Genomic DNA, 20,815 nt, shown 5'->3' with positions numbered 1-20,815 from the left:
ATTGGGAGGTAATAATGGAAAATACTTACGACTCATTAGACAGCAGATATAGAGAATTAATAAATAACAATAAAAATATGACACAAGAACAAAAAGAGGAACAGTATTCGTTATTAAATAGAACTAAAAAAACAGAAGAAGACAATAAAGAAAAATATAGAAACTTTGGGAAAATACCAAACTCGCTTCTTGATAACGAAGATATAACATATCAGGAGATAGCTTTGTATACATATCTAACTGCAATGGCACATGGTTGGATTGTGTATGATTTTAATGCGCAGTTTTTATCAAAAAAACTAAATATCGGTAGAAAAGGATTACAACAAATCGAGAATGCAATTAGTGGCCTAGTTGAAAAAGGTTTTATTAATACTAGATATAGCTGGGGCGAGAAGACTAAATATTATGATGTTACATTGTCTGATTACAACGCTAATTTTTCTAAAATATACTGTAATGACATACTTAATATAATAAAAAAATCCTCATCTATAAAAACATTAAGCATTTTAGCTAGTTATGCGGCGATTAGATCATATATATTTGATGGGGGAATAGAAAGTCAAAATTCAACTTCAGTTTGTTATTCTTCGCATGAGGATATCACGGAAAGGGCGCATATTTCATATAGTGCATTAAATAAAAGTGTTGATTTCTTAAGCGAAAATAAACTATTGGCAACGATTAAGGTGAATCTGGCAGATAGAGGTGGAATTAAAAAAATATACTATAGCCATTATAAAGATAGAAATAAATTAGAAGACTTTGTTAAAAATAGTTGGCTTGACGGGAGAATTAATAGAATTGTTTATGGGGTTATTATGTAAAGACAGGGGGCTGTATCTCAAAAGTAACGAAAAAGTGTTCTTTCGTGTTGTCGCTGTATCTCAAAAGTAACGAAAAAGTGTTCTTTCGTGTTGTCGCTGTATCTCAAAAGTAACAAAAAAGTGTTCTTTCGTGTTACATATAAGAAGACCCTATACTAGAACACCCTATGAAAAGAAGCTATATAAGCTCAATTCACTAAAGTGAATTTTCTCTTTTACAAATTTGCTCTTATTTTTCTACTCATTTCTCGCAGTTACACAAGATAATATAATATTAATCAATAGTATTCATGAAAGGTTAATCTATCATCATTTCAAAAGTTAGTGAAATCGTGACAGATTAACCTTTCGTTTAGTATAATTATAGTATGAAAGGTGTGATAATTTTTGAATAATAAGTTATTTGATAAAGAGAAAAAAACGTTCTATGACAGAAGTAAACATATTGACAGAATCATAAACGAAGAAACTCTAAACAATGAAATTAGGGGAGTTATTAGTAAAAATGGGACTATTGAGGAAACTAATACGGGGAATTATCTAGATAGAATTGCTAATTATTTACTAGAAAGTAAAGATCTTCCATCTGGTAGGAAAGTTGAATATGGTTACTATAGAAGTGAAAGAGACTATAGAAGTAATTTCACGACTGGTCGGAATACCGTACCTATATCTAGTGAAATTATTGAACAGTTAAATGAAATTAGCGTCAATACAAATAAACATATCAACAAAGAATTTATTAAAAGATTATTTAATCCTCAAAGCTTATCAGAAGATGATATAAGACGTTTTATTATCAATGGGTGTAATTATACTCAAACTGATTTAGAAGAGCTTAGAGGAGCAATCTCGTGGCTCTGGGACGTAATTATAAATGAATGTACAGGACGAGAAAAGGAAGTCATAAAAATGTTTGATGGTGATATCACTGTGAGAGAAATTGCCGAAAAATCTGAGACGACTTTTCAAAATATTTATAAAATTTTGAAAAATATTTGTAAAAAAACCAAAAAATGGTTGAATAATCCAGAATAACTCTGCATATATAGTGTAGGGGTATTATCCCCACACAAATAAACTTTGTGCTACACCTGTTGTTCGATATGATGAATATCGAACTTATGGGGTCTATAAGGGAAAACTCTTAAAACGACTCCACTACAAATAAACATAATGAAAGAGAGTGAGCGAATGTCAGAAAAAGTTGTATCAAAGAAAGAACTTGTGGCACGTATTGCAGAGAACAAGGGAACAACAAAAATTGCTGCGCAAGAAGCGCTAGATGCTGTAATTGTCACAATTAAAGATGTGCTTGCAGAACACAAATCAGTCAGTCTTAAGGACTTTTTACGATTAAATGTGGAATTCAAAGAGGCACATACACGAGTTAACAACTTTACAGGTGGAACTATTAACGTACCTGCAAAATATGTTGTTAAAGCTAAGCCTAGCAAATCCTTGACGAATTAGTCTGCTAATAATGAGAGTTCATAGAACTCTATAAAACTAGCTTAATGTAAATAAGTGCTTACGCACAATTATCGTAATAGATGACGATCTAGATAATTTTGGTAACAAAAGTGTACCCTTTTATTATTTTTACGAAATACTAATAAAAAAATAGTAATTCATGAAAATAATAATAAAAAACCCTTTTCTGAGTGGTTGGTTTACCGTAATCAGAAAATCACACACTTGTGTGATTAAAACAGCAGTCAATAAATAAGTCGCCTCCTCAAAAATCCAGACCTGAAATATTGACTGTTGTTTTAATCGTATGAGTAGAGAGAAAGAGAGATGAGTATATGAATAATGGTATTGCAGAAAAAATATTTAATCACATTCTGTTTATTGAGTCAAAAATCAGTAGGATCGTTCAAGAACGGAAAAGTGAATTAGATATTCATGATATGGCAGATTTAGAGCGTTATTCAAATGCTCTAAAAAACCTTAGTATAACTTTGACTAACCTTGAAGAAACAGACTATGCTAAGCTACCCGCGATGGACGAGGTGTAATTATGGCTAGAAATTACACATGTATAATTTGTAAACAAAATAAGGGTGAAAGAACATTCGTAAAGCATAAAAATAACTTATTAAATAGCGATTTTTCTATTTGTAAAAATTGTGCTAATGGGCTAGTTGAAAAAGGCGGTAAAAATGCTGCAATTTCAATATGTCAATTAATGAATGTTGCATATATCGAAAAGTCTTATAGAGAAATAATCGAAGATGCAGAAGGGAATTTTACAGATTACCTGCAAAAAATAGCACCTTATAAAAAATATGTATTTTTTAGTGATTCTGTTTTTACAGATAATGAAAGCCAAAGCGCACGGAGTAGTTTTGTCGTTACTGATGAAATCATGAATAAGTGGGGCGGAGATCATACAGAAGATGAGTACTTCAATCTTGAAGCTTCGTTGCAAAACTTAATCAATATAAAAGTACCTAATACAACATTTGAACTTATGAGATATAGACAGAATGTTAAATTAGAAGCTGCTCTCAATGAAAGTTTAGCTGAAGGTGATAGTAACAGTATCACTAAACTAAGAAAAGCTTATTCAGATGATTTGAAAGATCTGGGTCTAGATACATTGTTAAATTCAAAAGACGATGGAACACAAACTTTGGGTGAAAGAACAAAAGATTGGGAGAGTCATGCTCCTATTCCAGAACCTAAAGGGTCGGAAGATGTCGAAAATATAAAAGAATATATTGAAAAATGGTTTGTTGTCCCAATGAAAAGAGTATTTGGGGTTGCCACCGAAGAGGAGGTGGACAGCTTATACGATGAACGGAAAAAAGAAGAATGAAACTAAACAAGATGGCTATCTTCATATAAAAGAAGAAAACATGATGAAGTGGGTAGGTTATTGGCGTAAGAATCCACAAAAATTTGTTACGGATTATCTTGGAATGAACTTGTTTCTATATCAAAAGATATTGATGTATATGATGGGTAAAATTGACTTCTTTATGTACATCGCAGCTCGTGGGCAAGGTAAAAGTTACTTAATTGCTATCTTTTGCATAGTCAGATCAATATTATATCCAAGTTCGAATATTATATTGGCATCAGGAACAAGAGGACAAGCATCAAAAATTATTACCGAAAAAATAGTGTCTCTTTACAATAATTATCCAGCAGTTAGGTATGAAATAGGAGACATAAAGAATATCAAGAATTCAATTAATGATACATCGGTTACTTTCCCAAATGGTTCAAAGATACAAGCAGTCACATCAAATGATAATGCTCGTGGACTTCGCGGGAACATATTGGTAGTAGATGAATTCCGTCTTGTAAAGAAAGACGTTGTAGATAAAATATTGAAACCTATGCTTAATGTTAATAGACATCCTGCTTTTATGGATTTGCCAGAATATAAAGATGTACCAACAGAAGAAAATAAAGAACTATATATATCCTCTGCTTGGTATAAAACAAACTGGATATGGGACAGTTTTAAAGATTTTGTAAAAAAGATGATAAAAAATCAAAATACATTTGTAGTTGATTTGCCTTATCAGTTATCTATAAAACACAAATTACTTTCTCAAGATCGTGTTATGCAACAACGTTCTGCAGAGAATATGGATCAGACAGGGTTTGCCATGGAATACGAAGCATTGTTTGTTGGTGAAAACGATAAAGCCTATTACAAATTAGCTCCTTTAAACAAAATAAGGACAATAAATAAAACTTTTATGCCACCAACGGATATGGAATTCATTGAAAATAAAGCAAGATCCAATCCTAAGAAATTAAGTAACTTAAAAAGAATTGATAATTCTGAAATTCGTCTTGTAGCGTTGGATATTGCTTTGATGGGTGGAAATAAGAATGTAAAGAATGATACTTCAGCCTTTACGTGTTTTAGATTAATTAAAGACGGAGACGAATACAGGAGAGATATTGTTTATCTTGAGAGTATACAGCAGTCGATTGCAACTGAAGATTTAGCCATAAGACTTAAGCAACTGTATTACGATTTTGAGGCAGATTATGTTGTTATGGATGCTAATGGTAATGGATTAGGTGTTTTTGATGCCTGTTGTAGAGTTTTATATGACAAAAATCGTGATACTGAATACCCTGCCTGGGCTTGCGTTAATGATCAAGCTACGAATGAACGTAATAAAACCGATGGATTGAAAATGGTTTATACAGTTAAAGCAAATGCACAGTTTAATCATGAAATTGCAGTTCAATTAAAAACGGTTATTGAAAATGGAAAGCTTAGACTTCCAATGAATGATATTGAAAAACGTGAAGAATTAGTTTCTGAAGGTGGCTTTGTAAAGAAATCAGCAGAGGAACAACATAGAGATCTTTATGCTTATCAACAGGCATCTGCTTTGGTAAATGAGCTTGTCAATTTAGAATATGATATTCGTGATGGTGGATATATCAGAATTCATGAAGTCGGAAGCACAACAAAAGATAGATACAGTTCAATTGCATACGGAAATTATTATGCAAATGAATTTGAAAAAAAGCTAAAAGATAATTATTCAGATAAAGATTTACTAAATTATTTAATGATGTAGAGGTGAGAAAGTGCCAAATAATTTTGCAAGAAATAAACTGCGAAATGATAAACGAAGACAGTACAGAAACAATGTAAAAGATGTAAGAAAAACGAATCAAGCTTTTGCTGATGCCTTCGCTGATCCTAGAGCAAGAATATCCTCTACATCTTCTGCAAGCACAAATAAAGAGAATATTTTAAATTTTCTCAAGAATCCAACAAGTAATACTGGTTCAATTGCTGCTACTATGCGTGGTGCTTATGTAAAAAATGGATTAATTACTAGAGTGGTTGATTATTATCAATCTATTCCAACTTTTAATTATTCAGTATATCCAGTGATGGGTAATAAAATTTACGATTTAGAAGGAAATTTATCACAGGATTATATAGATATTGCCTATGGGGTTTCGCAGTTTAATATTAGATATTACGCCCCATTCTTTTTAAAAGAAATGCTACTAAACGGAGTGTGTTATGTATATCAAATACAAGATAATACAGGGGTTGCATATATTGAATTTCCAGTGGAATGGTGTGAGATTGCTCAACAGACAAATGGTGTCTATAGATATTATCTAGATATGAGTAAGTTTAATGATGACACATCGGCAGGTATGCCCACAGAAATTCAACAAGCTTATGCAGATTATAAGAGTGGAAATAATAAAGACACGACACAATGGTACAACAATAAAATGTATCTTTTATCTAATAAAGGAGTCGCCTTCACAATGGATTTAACCTCATTAAATAATGGTGGGGTAGCGATTTCTCCTTTTGCTGGTTTGTTATTAGATAGTGTTTCGATGGATCAAGCGAAAGAAAACATAGATATTCAAGACACGATTGACAATATGCGTATTGTCCATTCAAAGATACCTTTAAACAGTGATAGTAAACCTGCTATGAATGTAGAAACTGCTAAAATTTACGATGCTGCCATGCGTAGTAGGTTGCCAGCAGGTGTTGTATCAATTACATCACCAAATAATTTAACCAATGTTCCTTTAAATAATGCAGGAGTAACAAGTGCTTATGACACTTTAAACAAGAGTGCTAAACAAATATTTTATGATTTAGGTGTCCCAGAATCAATATTTGGGGGTTCAACCACATCAGCAAATATCGTAAAAGACTCATTGCAAAAGGACGCTAATTGGATATATACAAATGTATTCCCGCTTTTTGAAAATTACTATAACTTATTATTAACAAGTATCAAAACTAAAACAAAAGTAGGTTGGAGATTCAAATTTGTAAGACAATCAAATTTCAGTTTGAAAGATGATATCGCAATCGTTAAAGACCAACTAAGTTTTGGAGGTTCACGTTTGGACTATCTGGCCTCATGTGGATTAGATCCAATAGAAATTATATCTAAATTACAGTTCGAGCAGAATGTGCTAAATATAGATAATCTAATGGTTGTGAAGCCAACTTCTAATACTTTATCTGGAAGTCAACAATCTGCTGAAACTGGAAGACCAGAGACAGATGAGCCTACGGATGATACAGATAGGTTATCGTAATAAATTCGTTAGGTGGTGAAAAAATGGTAAGGATAGATAGTATAGCAACGCCTACAAGATTTGAAAAAGTCGAACAGGACATGACTGATGACGGAAGATTTCAGAAAGTTAAGATATATGTTGCTTATACAGGAGAAAATTTAAATAATTCAGTATTTTCTGAAGAGGTACTACTTGATGCGGCAAAAACACTTCCTTATGTACCGATTCTAGGATACATCAAAGCAGATGGTAAAGATGAAGATTTTGGTGGACATGAAAAACAATATAAATTAAATGAAGATGGGACTGTCAAAATTGAATTTAATACTAAGGCTTACGGTTTTGTAGCAGAAGATAACGATGCTCATATGGAGACATCGGGAGGAAAAGATTGGCTTGTCTGTTATGGATATTTATGGACAAGATTTACTGATTCAATAGATATTTTTGATGAGTCAGGTGGAACTAAAGGGCATTCAATGGAAATCATTGATGCTGATGCCTATGTTGATTCAGAGGGGAGAGTAGTCTTTACTAAAGCAAAATTTTCTGGTCTTTGTATCTTGGGAGATGGGGCTACTCCTGCTATGACAGGATCAACAATTAGTACAAATTTTTCTAATGACAAGATACAAAATGATATTAGGGAAATGATTAAAGAATTTACAAAGGAGAAAGGAGTGGAATTGATGTCTGCTAAAGATTTGAACAAAGATGTAGATAACAAGGAAAATGAAGTAGTTGACAATGAAGTCGGAAACGAAGAAGAATCAGAAAATACTACGGAAGTGACTTCTGAGGAAGAAACAGCAAAGAACAAGGATAAAGTCGAAGATAACAATAAAGAAAACGAGGACGAAGATTCTAAAAAAGGTGATAAAGAAAAAGATAAGAAAAATGAAAAATCACAATTTGAATTGTCTTTTGAAGATACTCGTAACAAACTTTATGCGGTTTTAAATGATAACTCTTCAGATCTTTATTACTCTATTTTTGAAACATTTGATGGTTATTTTATGTGTGCTTTATATGACTGGGATTCAGATGCCGATACACGATATTTCAAAATTAATTATTCTATTAGTGATAACGAAGAAGTAACAGTAGATTTACAAAATAAGGTTGAAGTATTCCCTATCTATGCAACTAAAGAAGAGAAAGATAATATTGAGAATAATAGAACAAAGGTTACTGAGTTACAAGAAGAATTGGCTAATTTACAAGCTTACCAACGAGGAGAAGAAATGTCTCTTAAAGAAGAAATGTTAAATAAGGTTGAGGAACGTCTAGGAAATGAACAAATCAACAGGATAAAAGGGCAATTTGAAAAGCTTACTCCAAAAGAAGTAGAGAAAGAAATTGCTTATGCGATTTTTCAAAATGAGAAGGACGCAAAAAAAGAAGGGGCAACCGTGTTTACAAGAAACAATGTTGTCGAACAAAAAGGGAAATATGGCCCAGAAGTAGATAAGTATTTTGTAAAAAAATAGCAAATAAGAAAGGTAGTGTATTGAATGAGTAAAGTATTTTTAGATAAAATTTCAGCAACAGCACATATTGAGTCGGTTGTTGGGACAACGGATTTTTCAAATGGTCAATTCTTGGAACTAGGAGTCTTAGAATCAGATGGAGAAAGTCGTGCAGTAAAACCAGCTAATTCAGAGGAAACAGCAGAAGTACTATTAGCACACGCTCCGATTGATTATGGTTATCCAGATTTCGATCTAGCAAAATGGAAATTGGAAGCTGGAAAGATTGGTCGTGCTTACCATCTACAAAAAGGTGATGTTATCGAAGTTACAACTGATTTGGTAGCCGATGCTGATAAAGTAACCGTAGGTGCAAACTTAACAATTGGGGAGAATGGCCTTGGGTTTAAGGCAGCAGCAGCAGACGCTCGTGGAATTGCCAGATTAATTAGCAAAGAATCACAAGGTTTTGATGGCGATGTTTGCGTAATTGCAATTCTCTAGAAATAAACATAATGAAAGAAATGAGGGAAAAGAATGAAAAATGAAGGCTTAAAGCAATTAGCACGTGATTTATACCACAAGAAAGATCTTGAATTTGAGGGAGTAAGTGGGAATCAGGCATTGCGCAATATGATAATGGAAAAAGTTGGTGGCGAATTTGACTACTACAGCTTTGAGAAACACAAAACAGAGGTTTTTGAAATCTTATCAGTTGCGGTTGACGCAGTAGTTCCAGAAATCTTAACAAATCAATTCGATAACTTAGCAGATGTCCGTAATGTCCCACTTGGGCAAAAACCAGTATTCCGTGTAGAAGATCCACGTATTATCCGTGTAGCTAAGATTGCTTCGGGTTCACAAGATCTTCGCAGACAGACTGTTACAAGTAGAAAATATACGATTGAAACAGACTGGTTCGGTGCAAAGGTATATGCAGAATTTGAACAATTTATGAATGGGGAAATTGACTGGTCTAAACTTGTTGACAATGTTTCAAAGGGATTTTCTAGTTATATTGAATCAGCAATTGGTGAAGCATTTACTAGTTCATATTCAGGATTAAGTTCAAATGACAAGTTTACTGGTAAGTTGACTCTTGAAACATTGGTAAACTTAGCACAACGTATTCAAGTTAAATCAGGAACACCAGTAGCAGTTTATGGGACAAAGTTAGGATTAGCACGTGCGGCTGCATTAGTTGATAAGTCAGATGTAATGAAAGATGAATTTAATAAATTGGGTTACATTGGTACGATCAGCGGTATTCAATTAATTGAAATTCCACAAGCTTTCAAAGTAAATACAAATGATTTTGCTTTAGATGACAACTCATTATTGATCTTGCCACAAAACGAAAAGATTGTTGGAGTTGTCATGGAAGGTCAGTCGATTGTTAAAGAAATTGATAATACAGATCGTAATGATATGCAATTAGGTTTCACAACATTAAAGAAAATTGGTATTTCCGTACTTCAAATGAAGGTATATGGAATGATCAATATGAACAACGCTTAGTTTTACTAAGTTAAAAGCGAAGGGAGAGAGCGATAATGTCAAATACAAATAGAAGAGAACATCGTAAATTAATAGATAAAGATACTGAAATTTATATTCAAAATAATACACATGGGTCATATTTTTGGGAGTCCCCTCACAAAACTTCAATGGTGAAATTTGAAGGACAAGGAGATGAGGATATTATGACATTCGGTGATTTGCGTGTAATGGTAGCGCAATCACGTAAATTATTTAAGGATATGCGATTGATTATATCAGAAGTGATAGATGATGAATATACCATATTGGATGTCGCAAAAGCTTTGCATTTAGATGATACGTATAATTCATATTTTGATGATTTACTTGATCTAGGCGCAAAAAATATTGACACGAGTTACCGTATTGATGCTGAAGATATCGTATTTTTTATTCAAGAATCTGATATGGGTGATTTTAAGAAAGTACTGAAAACCAATTTGAAAAATACACTTATTGAGACAACTATGTCTATGAATACGGTGGATAGCAACAAATCTGATACAGTTGCTAAATTGGTAAATACTAATATGGATGACGATATTTTAAGTGACATTAAAGCCTCTCAGGTGGGTTAGGGGGAATTAATCAATGGCAACAAAATTTGATGTTATCTATAAGGCATTTCTAAATTCAGTAGATAGTTATGAATTCAATGCTATTGATGACGAAGAATTAGAAGAAACATTATGGGGCTATTTAGACAGTGGAAGAGTTCTATTCGTTACCTACAGTAAAGATTTATATGATGTAGATTTAGAAAACAAGCAGTTTAATGTCAATCTTAATGGTTTTGAGATTTCAATGCTTGCTAAAGCGATGAAACTTGAATGGATTTCAAGAACTAAGAATTCGGAAGAAATGATGAAGAAATCAATTGGTGATAGAGATTATCAAGCTGTTCAAGGTTATAACTATATCGCTCAATTAAGTAAAGTAGAACGCCAACTTAGAACTGAAATACAAGAAGGTTTAGTGGACTATGAATATAGTCAAGCTGCTTTATATGGAGAGATGGGTTAATGAGTGATACGTTTGCAAGCGACTTCCGTAAACATATGAAGATAGTTGGCTCTTCAAGATATGAAAGAAATATGCGAAATAAAACAAGAGAATTTGAGAATTATTTTAATAATGCTCTAAATAAAGAAAACTGTTTTATTGACGGGAGAGCAACACAAGCTATCTTTCAAGACCAGTCTCAAAGTAATAATAAAGATTTATCTGATGATAAATATCTTATTCTACCTAATGTAATTACTTGTGAAGTAGGATCTTATATTAACTGGCGTTTAGAAGAATGGTTAGTGTTTACAGAAGAGTTTAAAACTATTCCAACTCACCAGCAATTGAAAATCAAGCATGTTAATCAAAAACTTAAGTGGGTAACTGACTACGACAAACATTCGATTTCAAATAATGGTGCTGGATGGGGAGCATATGTTCAAAACCAGACATTGTATACATTAGGTGTTTCGTTTACAGGAAATCACCTGTCCTTAATTAATGCAAAAATGATGCTTTATGTAAAAAACACAGATGAAACAAAAAAGATAGCTATCGGGGATAGGTTCTTTATTAGTGGAAATGTCTACAAAGTAGAATTTGCTGATTCGATATCGCGTGTAGGACTAATTAACCTACTTCTTGATGAAGATACCCTTAATCCAGAAATAGATAACGAAGAGTTAGGTATTGCAGATTACTGGAAACCAACTCAACAGGAATCAGAAAAAGAAAAGGATATACCAAAGGATATTCTTACATGGGAAGTTTCAGGCGAAGAGAAGATTAAATTGGGTCGTAGTTATTCTTACAAAGCGATTAAGAAAAACGCGGATGGAACTCAAGAACAGTTGAAAGTTAAAGAATGGAATATTGAAACGTTGCAAGACATGCCTATAACAATATTAGAACGAGACGAAGATACTTTACAGATTAGAGTTATTGATGATTCTAGAAATATTGGAACAATTATCAATTTGATAGTTAAAGTAGATGATCAAATGAAAAATCTAACATTGAAGGTTGCTGCTAAATTTTCTTAAGGAGGTGTAAAGTGCCAAGGATAGAGATAAATAGGAGAGATATTCATTCTCCCAATGCTTCAATTATGCAAATTACAAGATGGAAACAAAATATGATGGATACATTATGTCACGATGAAGACATTTCAAAAATGCTTAAATATAATGCTCCTGATGCCCTCACGAGAGATAGTTTAACTGAAGATGACAAATTAGATTTAGTAAATAATCGTATCTTTGGCACAACTTACGTACCTAAAACAGTAGAGCAACAAGGTAGTTATATAACTATTGGGATAGGTGGTTTTATTCCTCAAGAGTCTTTTAGACAATTTTCAGAAAGATATGTAATGGGTTATCTATATTTCAATATATTGGTTGATAGAAATCTAATGCTAATGGATGAAGGATATCGTCAAGATTTAATTTTGCAGAGAGTATATGACTTATTCCAAGATAATAATTTCTATGGAATGGGAAGAATACAAGAAGGTAATCTTGTAGAAAATTGGGAACAAGATAATAGATTTGGTGGCTATACATTAATGTTCAGAGTCATTGATTTTAAGTAGGTGATTATTATGTCAGATATTAATTATACGGCATTAATGCTCGGTAAGGATCTGAAATATAATGAAAAAATCACAATTCATGTCCCTACTATTAATGAAATCACCAATATGTCAGATAAAGAATTCAATAATTTAATAAAACCATTTTCAATTACTACCAGAGAAATATTCTCAGGTTCACCTGAGATTGTTGATGAGATGGAAGAAAGATACCCAAGTCTCTGGGACTTAGCGTCAGATAAAGGCGGAAATGAACAAATTGGAAACTTATTATATGGGAAAAATGTCACATTAAGAGACATGTTTATTTCAGCTTTTAGTTATTGGACATTAAGCGATAAGAAAGATTTTAGTTTTCTATCAAATAATAAGATGATAAACAAAAAACTGGAATGGATTGTAGATAGTACAGAATATGAGAATTTTGCTAAATATATTCGATTAATCACTCTTGCTGAAAAGAATGAGGATTTAATAGCTCCAAAAAATATGTCAAAGAATCAAATGAGGGTTTGGAAAAACATATATAAAGGTAGACTAAGAAAACTTCAAAAAGCAGAAAAGGTTGAGATGGGCGATAAAATACTTATTTTACAAGGTTCGTCTAACTCTTTTATCCCTTTTGAAGAAATTGGGAAAATGAATTATTATCAATTTTCTAATTTAATAGCAGTGTATTCTGAAAAGGAAATTTCGCAACAGAATTTACAAATTTATACATCATATAAATTTGATACAAAAGATATGAAAATAAAAAATTGGCGAGAAAAAGTATCGCTAAAAAAAACTAACATGAGGTGATAATTAATGAGTATTTATGGTATGAAAGATGCTTCCAATCTTGTATTGATTGACAAAGCAACTAAGAAACCAGTTCTTTATATCGACTACGCTAACGCTACTTCGACCGAATGGGATTCAGATCGTGTTTACGCGACAAAGAAGGGTGCAAATGCAATTGCGTGGGATACAAATCGTAGCGGAAAATTAACGCTTGAAAGTGAACTGTTTGATTTAAAATTACTAGCTTTAACATTGGGTGCTAATGTTGAAAACGGATCATCTGATGTATTCAGACGTGAGGATTTAACATTAGGAAGTGATCGAATTCTTAAATTGAATTCAACCCCATTAGATGGGTCTGTAACTGTCTATAAATTGGAAGACGATGGAATTGGACATGATGGAGCAGAAATTCCACAAAAGATTACAGGTGGAGAGGGTTCTGTCCCATTAATGGTTACAGATGTTGCAGTAACAGCAAAGGATACATCTGCGGCAATCACATGGTCTACTTCTACAGGTGCAACAAGTTATGTTGTATATCGTGATGGTAAACAAGTTGGACAACCAACAACTACTTCATTTTCTGATACAGATCTTGAGGCTGAAACTTCATATACCTATACTGTTACGGCTGTTAATGTAAACGGACAATCTCCTGTATCAGCAGTTGTTAGTGTAACGACTACAGCCGCAGGTTCTTCAACTTCTGGTGCAGTTGTAAAAGCAACAAATGAAGCAATTGCAGCAGCAACAGCAGCCGCAAATGCACAAGGAGAAGATGGGGTAACTTATACAATTGGTAAAGATGGCACCCTTACATTTTCAGAAGCAGCTATTACAGGTGTACCTTATGTAGTTTACTATATTGCTACTGTAAATGGTGTTAAGTCAATTACGGTAGGAGAAGATACATTCTCTGGAGCATACGAGATTTATGGTGATGCATACATTCGTAACCAGGAAACTGGCAAGGACGAATTTATTCAATTGCATTACTTCAATGCCCGTCCGCAATCGAAATTTACATTTGCGCAAACTTCAAAAGAACCAGCTTCTCTATCAATCGTATTTGATTTGTTCCCTAACAAGAATAAGGATCTAGCGGTATATAAAATCATTGACTAGAAATAAACATATCAAAAGATAGCTTAAGGCTATCTTTTATACATATAAAACAAAATAAATAATAGTGGGTGAGTGAATTAATGAAAAAAACAATTAAATATTTAAGCGATGGTGAATATAAATATCCTACCGTAAAAGATGTTGGAGACATTGAGGAACTTAAGACCACTGATAAGACAGACTTAGTTTCAGCAATTAATGACTTGGCTGAGAACGGTGTTCCATCTGGCGGTATTTCTGATAAAGACATGACAGTTATTGATGGAAAAATATCAGAAGCCAACACAAATCTTAAATCTAGTTTACAAGCTAATTTAGATAAGACTAAGAGTGATTTAGAAAAAGCTCAGTCTAGCTTAGATAGTGAAATTAAAGAAGTCAATACAAATGCTACAAGTAATATAAGTGATATTAAATCTGATATAACTAAACATAATGATAACATAGCAACGCTAAATCAAAAAGCAACGGATTTAGATACTGGGTTGAATAACACAAAGAAAAATTTAGTAACAGTTCAAACAGATCTTGCAAATATAAAGATTGGTCAAAATGACTTAAGCCAAACGGTAGATACCGTAAAAGGTGAACTGGAGACAAAAGCAACCAAATCATCTCTTGATGATGCGCAAGAACAAATTCAAAAAAATATAGTAGATATTAAAACAAATGCAACTGCCATTGAGAATAAAGCTAGTCAAGAGTCCTTAGATGTTTTAAACGGAAATGTAAATGACATTAATAGCACGTTAAAGCAACAAGCAGGTTTGATTGACGGAAAAGTATCAGAAGATTCTCTAACAAATAAGTTAGATAGTTTTCAGGTTAAAAAAGCTAATTTGTTATTAGGAACAAGAGATTGGTATCAATGGAGCGCGAGTGATCCAGCATACGTAAGTGTAACAAACACTATGTACAATCATTGCTATTGGGCATCATTTAATAAATCTACAATTAAACTATCTATGTCGGTTGATAATCTAATCGTAGGCAATAGCTATACTTTGTCGGTTGTCGCGAAGACACTTAAAACTGGAGATACAATCACGGTTTTAGCAGACAAAATTGGAGTTTTGAAAACCCAAAATGGGACGACAAATGTATCTACTACACCTGATATTTACTTTATTACCTTTGTAGCAACAAGTACCACTATGTCGATAGACTTTGAAATGAATGGAGCGCTATCTAGTGGTAACTCACTATATTTAAACCAAGCAAAACTTGAAACTGGAACAAAAGTAACCTATTGGGAAATGAACAGTGCAGATAATTATCAAAGAATTCAGCATTCAGAAGCAGAATTAAAGATAACTGGTAATCAGATATCTACCATGACTTCTAAACAGACTCAATTAGGTGATAAACAAGAGTCTCTTAGTACGGCTGTTTCACAAATTGATGACAGATTGGTAATCGCACAAGAAAATATAACTGCATTAAATGGAAATGTTACTGCAGCTAATACAAAAATAGACTCTAAGGCGGGGGAATTACAAGCCAATTTTACAAAAGAAATAAATAAACAAATTGATAACATCAGTGATTCTAGCAGTAATCAGATTCTAAATAGCTCTTTTACTAATAATCTCAATCACTGGCAAGCAGTTAATTCTAAGGCAACTATTACTAACGACAGTAATGGTAAAAAATGGGTTAATTTTCAACAAAGTAATTTAACTTCAGATTCTATTATTTCAATCGAGAGTAATTACTTTGCTGTAAGTAACAATCAGAATTTAGTTATTGCGTTTGACTTAATAAAGAAAAGTACAATTACACTTGATAATCCGACTATTCTAGTTTTGGAAATCTTTGATAAGAATAATAACCGTGTTGATTATAAGGAATTGTCTATTACAGATTTTGATAATGGCTCAAACTTACAAACAAATACAGAAACTCGGCTTAAATATAAATATACTATAAGTCATTCAGATGCGGCTAAATTCGCTATAAAGCCAGAGTTGAGAAGGAATGGATATCTACAATTTTCTAATTTCTTTGCTACCATATCTACAATCAGTGATGGTTCGTATATCGCAAATTCCCAGGACTCAAATGAAGTATCTATTATTCAACAAGCTCAAATTACGGCTAATACAAACGGATTAGGACTTAAAGCGTCTCAAACATCAGTTGATACACTTAATCAGACAGTATCTAACCATACTTCTGAATTATCTGTTCTCACCGATCAAATGTCACAAAAGACATCTAAAACAGATTTTGATAATTTAACTGGTAGAGTAACTAGTGCAGAACAAAAGGTTACAGCTAATGCAGATGGTTTAAATAGTACCGTAAGTAAGATGAGTACGTTACAAGATCAAGTTAATAACAGTGCAGTAGGGACTAACTACATTTTAGCTTCAGGTAATTATCAATCTGCTACAGATATGCAAGCCAATCCAATGGGTGCTGATTCAACAGGTACATGGAGTTACTCATATGATTCAACTAATAAAGCTATCATAATAACTAAGGCAAAAAATAACGCCACTATTCATTTAGGTTGGAATTTATCTCAATATCTACAGGCTAATACAAAATACACAGTTACTATGAAGTATAAATCAACAAATGCTAGAACTGCTTCATTTCAAATTGCACAATCAACGAATGCTACCTCAATGCCTATTTTAGCTATTCCAGCATCAAGTGATTTTACGATTATAAAAAATACTTTTACGACACAAAGCCCGACTGATTACAATACTTTCTGGTTCAGTTCTACGGATTTTGATTTAAATAATTATATTGAAATTGCATGGGTAAAAATTGAATTAGGCACTACTGCTACAGATTATTCAGCTAACCCAGCAGATAATGCAACCGTCACAGCTGTAACAAATGTATCTCAAAAGGCTGATCAAATAGCAGCAGACTTAGCTACATCAAATGGAGATATTACTCAATTAAAAGCGAAAGCAACAGGTTGGGATTCAAGTATTGCTAGTGCAAATGGGAAAATAAACACATTACAAGCAACTAGTGATGGCTATGCAACGAATATTAGCAAGATACAAGATCAAGTTAATAATAGTGCAGTCGGAACTAACTTATTGTTGGGAACAGCAGAGTTTAATCCTTGGACTGGCACTACGTCTTTTTTCGGACAAGGTAAATTAGGTTTATCAATAACCATTGAAAAAGATTCAGATGGAGATACAGCTTGGCATTTAAGTGGAACAGCTAATGGTAGTGGTGCTGTTGGGGCTTATAATAGTCAATTAGCACATAATTATCCATCTTCTTATGCTTTTTCTGTTTCGGCTAAGGGAACATTCGCCAACACATATGTTGCTAATTTTTTAGTTGAAGGAAACACAACTAATACAACTTCAATTAATATGACATCATCTTATAGTCGTTGGACTGCTATTGGTACAATTGGTTCTGGTCTTGGAGCTGCTGCTGTTCTTTATTTCCATATACAATCTGGTGACACCGTTGATATTTGGGTCAAAAAATGGAAACTTGAAGTGGGATCAGTTGCAACCGATTGGAATGCTAATCCCAACGATAACGCAACAGTTACTAGTGTCACTAATGCTCAAAATACAGCTATTTCTCAATCTAAAACCTATGCAGATAATCAGATAAGCGCTACTGCAAGTACATTGTCGGCTAATTTGTCAAGCACGACTACAACATTGAAAACGTATGCTGACAATTCAGCTACGACAAAAGCAAACGCTGTACAGAATAATTTAGATAACTTACAGGTTGGCGGAAATAATCTTATACCATTGGGGAATATTTCAACTGCTGCTTCTACACAAACAGCTTATGATTCTAGTACAGATATTCGTACATTTACTATTGCCAATGGAGCTGGTGGCTCATGGGGTGGTGGTATTCAGAATAATGCTAGTGTGAAACATGAAATACCTTGGAATGCCTATTTCACTTATTCAGTAGAAATTATGCCTTTGGTTAGTGGTTTACATTGGAATAGTGATACTAATAGTTTTCCTATTTCTGGTTCTAATTGGAATGGCAACGATAATGATACAGGTAGAGTTGTAAATGACAATACTGGAACGACCGATAAAACATTAATACCAAATGTTTGGAATAAGGTATGGGTAACATATCGAAATGCAAGTACGGCTAACACTAATAAATTGAGTTTATGTGATAACAGTACGGTATGCGTTGTTAATAATAGTGGCAATACGGTAACAGTTAAATTTAGACATTTTCAAGGTGAAATTGGTAACAAACCAACTGATTGGAGTTTGGCCGTAGAGGATATACAAAATTATGCTGATGCTCAGGCTAATAATGCTAAGAACTCTGCTGTCTCAACTGCTGCAAGTGACGCTACAACAAAAGCAAATAATGCACAAAACAATGCCGTTTCTCAATCTAAAACCTATACGGACACACAAATTAGCGCAACCGCTGGGACATTTAATGTTAAGACGAGTTCAATACAGACTCAGTTAGATAACAGTGCAGTAGGTACTAACTTGTTATTAGGTACAGGATCTAGCGCCGTAATGACGGGTGCAAACACTTCTAATCAAACTGCATCTTTCTATTCTTTAGCTAATGGATATAACGCTTCTAAACTAGCTACTGTCTATGGAACACAATTTACAATAAGTTTTGATTGGTCGGTTTCAGGTACTTCACCTTCAGGTAATATTACGGTTCAATGGAACAATGTTCCATGGGGTATAAGTTCAGTGGCTACAGTGTCGAGTTCAAATACTTCGGGGCATTTTACTAAAGCTTTTGGTATAGGGACTCAGGCTGCTAATATAGCTAATATTCTTGGTTTTAGGCTAGATAACTTCGTGGGAACTCTTACGGTTTCTAATGTTAAGTTAGAAAAGGGTAGTGTTGCTACTGATTGGAGTTTAGCACCTACCGATACTGATTATACCAACATGTTCTCTATGGATAGCAATGGTATTACACTTGATGCTCATGGGGTGAACAATAGTAACAAGACTATTTTATTACGTGGTGATCATGTCAAAATTGATAGTAGCAATCCAGTAGTTATACCGAGTGTGAGTGCAAATGTAATAACGACTGGTGTATTAAAAAGTAAGAATCAATTGACTGCTTTTGATTTAGATAATGCCACGATAACTTTAAATTCTAATAACGCTCAAAAATCAAATGCTCTCTTAACAGATGGTAGTTTAAGTTATAAATACACCAATTTCAATAATCAAGTTGTAACGTCTTCTCTAGGATTAAATTACGCTAGTGACTGGAACAATAGTCATCATTTACCAGATTGGCTTTTGGCTTATCAAAAAGCTCATAACGGGGCAAAAGTTGGAGAACTTAATATTGCTGGTAGCGACTTTATTAATATACATGCAGGCAGTACAGCCGAATTTACTATAAATAACGTTGCAGATATTACCAAGAATCATAAATATACTATTGGCGAGGAACAAATGGCAGCAGTGGGGTCATGGGTAAACACGGGAAATATTTCTTTCCATGATGATGATCCAGCAGGTGTGTTTAAAATTAGTAAGAAAGCTCCAGCAACAGGCAAAGATCAATTCATTTCAATGGGTTGGTATACAGAAAAATGGATGGGAAATCAGGGGTCATTACCTGGTAATTTTGAAAATTTGAATTCTTATATGTATATTGCCTCAGAAGGAATTATGTTTTCTCATACCGACCCCAACATTCCGTTGTTGTCAATTGGATCTGAGAATTATACTTCTGATAAGGTTTTACTTATCGCTCAGGGCAAGGGTGGAATGAGAATAGATGGAGGAGCTGGATCGGTTAATATTGATACTGTAGGTGGTGGACACTTCTTAACTACTAATGGTGGCGATTTAATTTTTGGGAATAATGATGGAACAGGGAACGTTGGACTCCGTGGTGGTATTTTCTATTTTGACTTAAAAGACAATGGGACTAGAATTTTATGGGCTGATTCAAATGGACTCAAAGTCCTATCAGGTGGGTTTACATCTACTAACAGTACTACATGGCTTACAAATACACGAATAGATAATGAGCTTTGGGTTAATGGGAAGCTCAATGTTTCAGGCGCTAAGAATGCTATTGTTAAAACCTCAAAGGGCTGGGCACAAATAAATGCTTATGAAACTACTGAATATTACTTTGGTGACCTTGGTAAGACTGATACTGGATCAGGTTCAAAAGTTAAGATTGTAATGGATAGTTTATTTTTAGAAACTGTTAATACTAAAGTTGATTATCATGTATTCGTTTCAAGTTATGGGAATGGGTATGCTTGGGTGTCGGAGCAGAATGAAGATTCCTTTGTCATTGAGTCAAATGTCCCTAATTTAAAAATTAGCTATGAAGTTAAAGCTAAGAGAAAAGGTTATGAAAATACTCGTCTGGAAATAGATGGTAAATTTAATGAAAAATTTAATATGGAATAAGAAAGT

General features: G+C 33.4%; 17 protein-coding genes. All 17 read left to right on the top strand.

Annotated elements, in window-relative coordinates; translation table 11 throughout:
* Positions 1-14 precede the first annotated feature (14 nt).
* Positions 15-830, top strand: coding sequence for a hypothetical protein (locus G6O70_RS00860; protein ID WP_057868701.1), 816 nt, complete (start codon positions 15-17; stop codon positions 828-830).
* 387 nt (positions 831-1,217) lie between these two features.
* On the top strand, positions 1,218-1,868 hold the full coding sequence (locus tag G6O70_RS00855) for a hypothetical protein (protein WP_057868702.1): 651 nt from the start codon (positions 1,218-1,220) through the stop codon (positions 1,866-1,868).
* A 156-nt stretch (positions 1,869-2,024) separates the two neighbouring features.
* Positions 2,025-2,303: an HU family DNA-binding protein gene (locus tag G6O70_RS00850; protein ID WP_057868703.1), complete on the top strand. Its 279-nt coding sequence runs from the start codon at positions 2,025-2,027 to the stop codon at positions 2,301-2,303.
* A gap of 335 nt (positions 2,304-2,638) precedes the next feature.
* The gene (locus G6O70_RS00845; protein WP_057868704.1) at positions 2,639-2,851 is read left to right on the top strand and encodes a hypothetical protein; all 213 of its coding nucleotides are present in this window, start codon (positions 2,639-2,641) and stop codon (positions 2,849-2,851) included.
* A gap of 2 nt (positions 2,852-2,853) precedes the next feature.
* A complete protein-coding gene (locus G6O70_RS00840; protein ID WP_057868705.1) occupies positions 2,854-3,654 on the top strand; it encodes a hypothetical protein in 801 nt (266 codons plus the stop codon).
* Positions 3,632-5,392 carry a terminase large subunit domain-containing protein gene (locus G6O70_RS00835; RefSeq protein WP_157047928.1) on the top strand — a complete coding sequence of 587 codons (1,761 nt, stop codon included), beginning with the start codon at positions 3,632-3,634 and terminating at the stop codon, positions 5,390-5,392. The genes G6O70_RS00840 and G6O70_RS00835 overlap by 23 nt, the downstream gene beginning before the upstream one ends.
* A gap of 10 nt (positions 5,393-5,402) precedes the next feature.
* On the top strand, positions 5,403-6,905 hold the full coding sequence (locus G6O70_RS00830; RefSeq protein ID WP_057868706.1) for a hypothetical protein: 1,503 nt from the start codon (positions 5,403-5,405) through the stop codon (positions 6,903-6,905).
* 23 nt (positions 6,906-6,928) lie between these two features.
* Complete coding sequence (locus tag G6O70_RS00825) at positions 6,929-8,377, top strand: hypothetical protein (RefSeq protein ID WP_057868707.1); 1,449 nt, start codon at positions 6,929-6,931, stop codon at positions 8,375-8,377.
* A 24-nt stretch (positions 8,378-8,401) separates the two neighbouring features.
* Positions 8,402-8,860 (top strand): hypothetical protein, encoded by a 459-nt coding sequence (locus tag G6O70_RS00820; RefSeq protein ID WP_057868708.1) that lies wholly within the window; start codon positions 8,402-8,404, stop codon positions 8,858-8,860.
* Between the two features lie 33 nt (positions 8,861-8,893).
* The gene (locus G6O70_RS00815) at positions 8,894-9,874 is read left to right on the top strand and encodes a hypothetical protein (RefSeq protein WP_057868709.1); all 981 of its coding nucleotides are present in this window, start codon (positions 8,894-8,896) and stop codon (positions 9,872-9,874) included.
* 35 nt (positions 9,875-9,909) lie between these two features.
* The gene (locus G6O70_RS00810) at positions 9,910-10,473 is read left to right on the top strand and encodes a hypothetical protein (RefSeq protein ID WP_057868710.1); all 564 of its coding nucleotides are present in this window, start codon (positions 9,910-9,912) and stop codon (positions 10,471-10,473) included.
* Positions 10,474-10,486: 13 nt separating this feature from the next.
* Entirely contained in the window at positions 10,487-10,918 is a 432-nt protein-coding gene (locus tag G6O70_RS00805) for a hypothetical protein (protein WP_057868711.1), read from the top strand.
* A complete protein-coding gene (locus G6O70_RS00800; protein ID WP_057868712.1) occupies positions 10,918-11,943 on the top strand; it encodes a hypothetical protein in 1,026 nt (341 codons plus the stop codon). The genes G6O70_RS00805 and G6O70_RS00800 overlap by 1 nt, the downstream gene beginning before the upstream one ends.
* An 11-nt stretch (positions 11,944-11,954) precedes the next feature.
* Complete coding sequence (locus G6O70_RS00795) at positions 11,955-12,494, top strand: hypothetical protein (RefSeq protein WP_233419102.1); 540 nt, start codon at positions 11,955-11,957, stop codon at positions 12,492-12,494.
* A 9-nt stretch (positions 12,495-12,503) separates the two neighbouring features.
* On the top strand, positions 12,504-13,295 hold the full coding sequence (locus G6O70_RS00790) for a hypothetical protein (protein ID WP_057868713.1): 792 nt from the start codon (positions 12,504-12,506) through the stop codon (positions 13,293-13,295).
* A 6-nt stretch (positions 13,296-13,301) separates the two neighbouring features.
* Positions 13,302-14,405 (top strand): fibronectin type III domain-containing protein, encoded by a 1,104-nt coding sequence (locus tag G6O70_RS00785; RefSeq protein ID WP_057868714.1) that lies wholly within the window; start codon positions 13,302-13,304, stop codon positions 14,403-14,405.
* An 80-nt stretch (positions 14,406-14,485) separates the two neighbouring features.
* Complete coding sequence (locus tag G6O70_RS00780) at positions 14,486-20,809, top strand: beta strand repeat-containing protein (RefSeq protein ID WP_057868715.1); 6,324 nt, start codon at positions 14,486-14,488, stop codon at positions 20,807-20,809.
* The last annotated feature ends 6 nt before the right edge of the window (positions 20,810-20,815 follow it).

Origin of the sequence: Liquorilactobacillus hordei DSM 19519 (genome assembly GCF_019443985.1) — a bacterium.
Taxonomy (GTDB): domain Bacteria; phylum Bacillota; class Bacilli; order Lactobacillales; family Lactobacillaceae; genus Liquorilactobacillus; species Liquorilactobacillus hordei.
Note: the sequence above shows the minus strand (reverse complement) of the source record. Positions and strands in the feature narration are given on the sequence as shown.

What these genes read in the sequence shown, in the direction of transcription:
- G6O70_RS00810 (WP_057868710.1), top strand. Translation starts at nt 9,910, where the DNA reads ATGTCAAATACAAATAGAAGAGAACATCGTAAATTAATAGATAAAGAT.
- G6O70_RS00780 (WP_057868715.1), top strand. Translation starts at nt 14,486, where the DNA reads ATGAAAAAAACAATTAAATATTTAAGCGATGGTGAATATAAATATCCT.
- G6O70_RS00840 (WP_057868705.1), top strand. Translation starts at nt 2,854, where the DNA reads ATGGCTAGAAATTACACATGTATAATTTGTAAACAAAATAAGGGTGAA.
- G6O70_RS00860 (WP_057868701.1), top strand. Translation starts at nt 15, where the DNA reads ATGGAAAATACTTACGACTCATTAGACAGCAGATATAGAGAATTAATA.
- G6O70_RS00785 (WP_057868714.1), top strand. Translation starts at nt 13,302, where the DNA reads ATGAGTATTTATGGTATGAAAGATGCTTCCAATCTTGTATTGATTGAC.
- G6O70_RS00815 (WP_057868709.1), top strand. Translation starts at nt 8,894, where the DNA reads ATGAAAAATGAAGGCTTAAAGCAATTAGCACGTGATTTATACCACAAG.
- G6O70_RS00800 (WP_057868712.1), top strand. Translation starts at nt 10,918, where the DNA reads ATGAGTGATACGTTTGCAAGCGACTTCCGTAAACATATGAAGATAGTT.
- G6O70_RS00845 (WP_057868704.1), top strand. Translation starts at nt 2,639, where the DNA reads ATGAATAATGGTATTGCAGAAAAAATATTTAATCACATTCTGTTTATT.
- G6O70_RS00835 (WP_157047928.1), top strand. Translation starts at nt 3,632, where the DNA reads ATGAACGGAAAAAAGAAGAATGAAACTAAACAAGATGGCTATCTTCAT.
- G6O70_RS00790 (WP_057868713.1), top strand. Translation starts at nt 12,504, where the DNA reads ATGTCAGATATTAATTATACGGCATTAATGCTCGGTAAGGATCTGAAA.
- G6O70_RS00850 (WP_057868703.1), top strand. Translation starts at nt 2,025, where the DNA reads ATGTCAGAAAAAGTTGTATCAAAGAAAGAACTTGTGGCACGTATTGCA.
- G6O70_RS00825 (WP_057868707.1), top strand. Translation starts at nt 6,929, where the DNA reads ATGGTAAGGATAGATAGTATAGCAACGCCTACAAGATTTGAAAAAGTC.
- G6O70_RS00805 (WP_057868711.1), top strand. Translation starts at nt 10,487, where the DNA reads ATGGCAACAAAATTTGATGTTATCTATAAGGCATTTCTAAATTCAGTA.
- G6O70_RS00820 (WP_057868708.1), top strand. Translation starts at nt 8,402, where the DNA reads ATGAGTAAAGTATTTTTAGATAAAATTTCAGCAACAGCACATATTGAG.